The following is a 3,413-nucleotide window of genomic DNA, read 5'->3' on the forward strand; positions in this document are numbered from 1 at the left end:
TCCAGTTACCTGCAGACCATGGCAAATCAGGGATACAATCCGCTGGTCGCCATTCAAATGGCCTTTTCGGGACAGCTCTATGCTGATAGGGGTGAGTAGTTACCCCAAACAACTATAAAAATAATCAAGCGTGTCTTCGGCCTCGTGATAGATTTTGGGACATCCCAGTCCCCAAAATCGACTCGGCCTTTGACAACCTATTGGTGCCCCAGCCGTCCTGGTCACCAAGCACTACGCAACAACTTCGCAAGCTCGTTGCTGCTCCGTACTTGGCTCCCAATGACTGGACGCCGCGTTCGGAGGCCTACTTTGTTTTCCCTCTGGCGCAAGGCACGCCGGGAAAACAGTGCGGCCTCGCGGCTACTGGGGTCTACCAGCCTTCGCTTCGCTCTCCATGGCTGGCAGCGAGCGAGCAAAGTACGATCCATACCTTGAATCGACTGGGGCCAATTTCCGAGAAGAAAAAGGCCTATAAAGAATGCACCTTCTAGACCGAAGATCGAGAATGCCATCTGCTCCTTGTGATTATGATACTGACCATAAAATGCGATAAGATCCTGCAATATCTCTCTTTCTTTCTTCAGTTTGTCTGAAACACTTGATTCTGACGCTGCCATCGTTTGCATGATCCTTTCTCAATTTAGTGTTATCTAAACTTTGGGGTCAACTGTAAAGTCAATAAATTCCTCTCCAGCAATGGGCTTTGAGTTCCAATATCCTTTCCCGTATGCCGCATCATGATCAGAGCAATCTAGAGAACCAATTGGATCAGTTTGCCGGAATCGGACTATTTTCGAGATCCCTTACAGTCATTGAAAAATACTACAACAAGCATGTGGAAATGTATATTTGGATACATCGGGCATGATGGGGAGCATTCACACATCTTTCTGCAGGCAACTATCCAGCTGAAAAAGGCGGAAATGCGATGTAGCATTCAGACCGACGTGTGATAGCGATACACACAACTTCCGTGTGTTCGCGGTGCTCCACGCAGGTTCCTGTCTATTGGCTTATCTGGTTACTGTCCTGACGGTATCAGCGATCTCGTTGGCCAGTTGCGTGACCAGGGGCGCATCCTTGCCTTCCACCATGACGCGAATCAGCGGTTCGGTGCCGGAAGGACGCAGCAGTACACGCCCGTCCTTGTTCAGGGTCTTTTCCGCTGACTTTACAGATTTTTTCACCTGTTCATTTTCCATGATGGCTTTCGGATCTGCCTTTCCCAGGTCCACGTTCACAAGAATCTGCGGCAGACGCTGCATGCCCATACTCAGGTCACGCAGGCTGGATTCACCCATCACCATGGAGGCCAGCACCTGCAGGGCAGCGACGATGCCGTCACCTGTCGAGGTTCTGTCCCTGCAGATGATGTGTCCGGAAGGCTCGCCACCAAGCGTCCACTTGTTGGCATCCAGTGCTGCCAGGATATAGCGGTCACCCACATCTGTGCGCTGCAGTTCCACGTCCAGTTCCTTCAGGGCCAGTTCCAGTCCGAGGTTGCTCATGGTAGTGCCCACCACCGGCCCCTGGAGGCCATTGGGCTGTGCCAGGCGCGAGCGCGCAATAATGTACAGGATGCCGTCACCATCGACGATGGCACCGGTGTGATCCACCATGACGAGGCGGTCGCCATCGCCATCCAGGGCGATGCCCAGATCAGCATGATGCTGCAATACTGCCTGTTGCAGGGCTTCCGGATGAGTCGAGCCGATATCCTTGTTGATGTTGAAGCCGTCCGGTTCCGCACCGATGACCACCACATCTGCTCCCAGCTCTTCCAGCACCGGCGGAGCAACATGGTAGGTTGCGCCATTGGCACAGTCGACCACGATCTTCAGCCCGGAAAGATCCAGGCTGTGAGGCACCGTACTCTTGCAGAATTCGATGTAGCGCCCGGAGGCATCTTCCACCCGTTCCGCCTTGCCGAGCTTGGCCGAATCGACGGTGACCATCGGCTTTTCGAATTCTGCCTCGATGGCTTTTTCCACATCATCGGGCAGCTTGGTTCCAGCCGCGGAGAAAAACTTGATGCCATTGTCGTAATAGGGGTTGTGACTGGCGCTGATGACAATACCGGCGGAGGCATGCAGGGTACGCGTCAGATAAGCGATACCCGGTGTGGGCATGGGCCCGAGCAGACGGATGTCCATGCCTGCCGCAACCAGCCCGGCTTCCAGCGCCGCTTCGAAAAGATAGCCGGAGATACGCGTGTCCTTACCAATCAGCACCTTGCCGGAACTGCCATTGCACAGCACCCGTCCGGCGGCCCAGCCCAGTTTCAGCACGAATTCCGGGTTGATCTTGCCTTCTCCGACCCGACCCCGGATTCCATCTGTGCCAAAGTATTTTTTCGTTTTCATCTTTACTCCCTATTTACGGTCCGGCGGACCGTTTCCAGCATCATCGGCCGGCGCTTGCCGGGTCGATGACCGCTTCCAGCACTTTCAGTGCATCGACCGTTTCCGCCACATCGTGAACGCGCACGATGCTGGCGCCCCTTTCTACCGCCAGCAGGGCTGCTGCCACGCTGGCCGCCACCCGCTGCTCCGGTTCCCGACCTGTGAGTGTGCCAAGCATGGACTTGCGTGACAAGCCCACAAGCAGTGGACAGCCCAGTTTTTCCAGCTCTCCCAGCCTGTGCAGCAGTTCCAGGTTGTGCACCAGGGTCTTGCCAAAACCAAAACCCAGGTCGACCAGTATATGCCCGTTGGGTATCCCCTGTTCGACACAGGCACCTATGCGCTCTGTAAGAAAGGCCTGAACTTCATCCAGTACATTGTCGTACCGTGGAGCCTGCTGCATGGTATCGGGTCGACCCTGCATGTGCATCAGGCACACGGGAACCCCCAGCGCTGCTGCCTGCACCAGCGCACCTTCACTGCGCAGCGCATTCACATCATTGATCAGGCCAGCACCGGCCTGTATCGCCTCGCGCATGACTTCCGGCTTGCTGGTGTCGACAGAAACAGGTATCTCCAGCTTTTCTCCCAGAATTTCTATCACGGGGATGACCCGGTCCAGCTCTTCCTGAAGAGACACAGGGCTTGCTCCCGGTCGCGTGGATTCCCCGCCCACATCGACGATGGCAGCACCGTCTTTTTCCATCTGCAAAGCCTGAACAACTGCGGCATCACGCTGCAGGAACCTTCCCCCGTCCGAAAAAGAGTCGGGGGTGACATTGAGAATACCCATGACCCGGGGACTGCCCAGGTCGAGTGTTTTGCCGTTACAGTTCAGTTTCATGGGCCACAAAAAGGTGGAGCCTCACTCGGAGGCTCCACCCTGCTCTCAAGCGTGTCTTCGGCCTCGTGATAGATTTTGGGACATCCCAGTCCCCAAAATCGACTCGGCCTTTGACAACCTATTTGTGCCCCAGCCGTCCTGGTCACCAAGCACTACGCAACAACTTC

Annotated in this window: 3 protein-coding genes; 1 reads left to right on the forward strand and 2 read right to left on the reverse strand. The window is 55.4% G+C overall.

Annotation, left to right across the window (positions count from 1 at the left end; translation table 11 throughout):
- The first annotated feature begins 144 nt into the window (after positions 1-144).
- On the forward strand, positions 145-435 hold the full coding sequence (locus ACOCD2_RS14725; RefSeq protein ID WP_419618454.1) for a hypothetical protein: 291 nt from the start codon (positions 145-147) through the stop codon (positions 433-435).
- Positions 436-1,013: 578 nt separating this feature from the next.
- Here ACOCD2_RS14725 and glmM read toward each other — a convergent pair.
- Together glmM and folP are read right to left on the reverse strand one after the other, a co-directional pair.
- Entirely contained in the window at positions 1,014-2,363 is a 1,350-nt protein-coding gene (gene glmM / locus ACOCD2_RS14730) for a phosphoglucosamine mutase (protein WP_293649308.1), read from the reverse strand.
- A 40-nt stretch (positions 2,364-2,403) separates the two neighbouring features.
- On the reverse strand, positions 2,404-3,246 hold the full coding sequence (gene folP / locus ACOCD2_RS14735; RefSeq protein WP_293649305.1) for a dihydropteroate synthase: 843 nt from the start codon (positions 3,244-3,246) through the stop codon (positions 2,404-2,406).
- Positions 3,247-3,413: the final 167 nt, after the last annotated feature.

Origin of the sequence: Thiolapillus sp., from assembly GCF_048562965.1 — a bacterium.
Lineage (GTDB): Bacteria > Pseudomonadota > Gammaproteobacteria > Chromatiales > Chromatiaceae > Thiolapillus > Thiolapillus brandeum_A.

What these genes read in the sequence shown, in the direction of transcription:
- glmM (WP_293649308.1), bottom strand. Translation starts at nt 2,363, where the DNA reads ATGAAAACGAAAAAATACTTTGGCACAGATGGAATCCGGGGTCGGGTC.
- folP (WP_293649305.1), bottom strand. Translation starts at nt 3,246, where the DNA reads ATGAAACTGAACTGTAACGGCAAAACACTCGACCTGGGCAGTCCCCGG.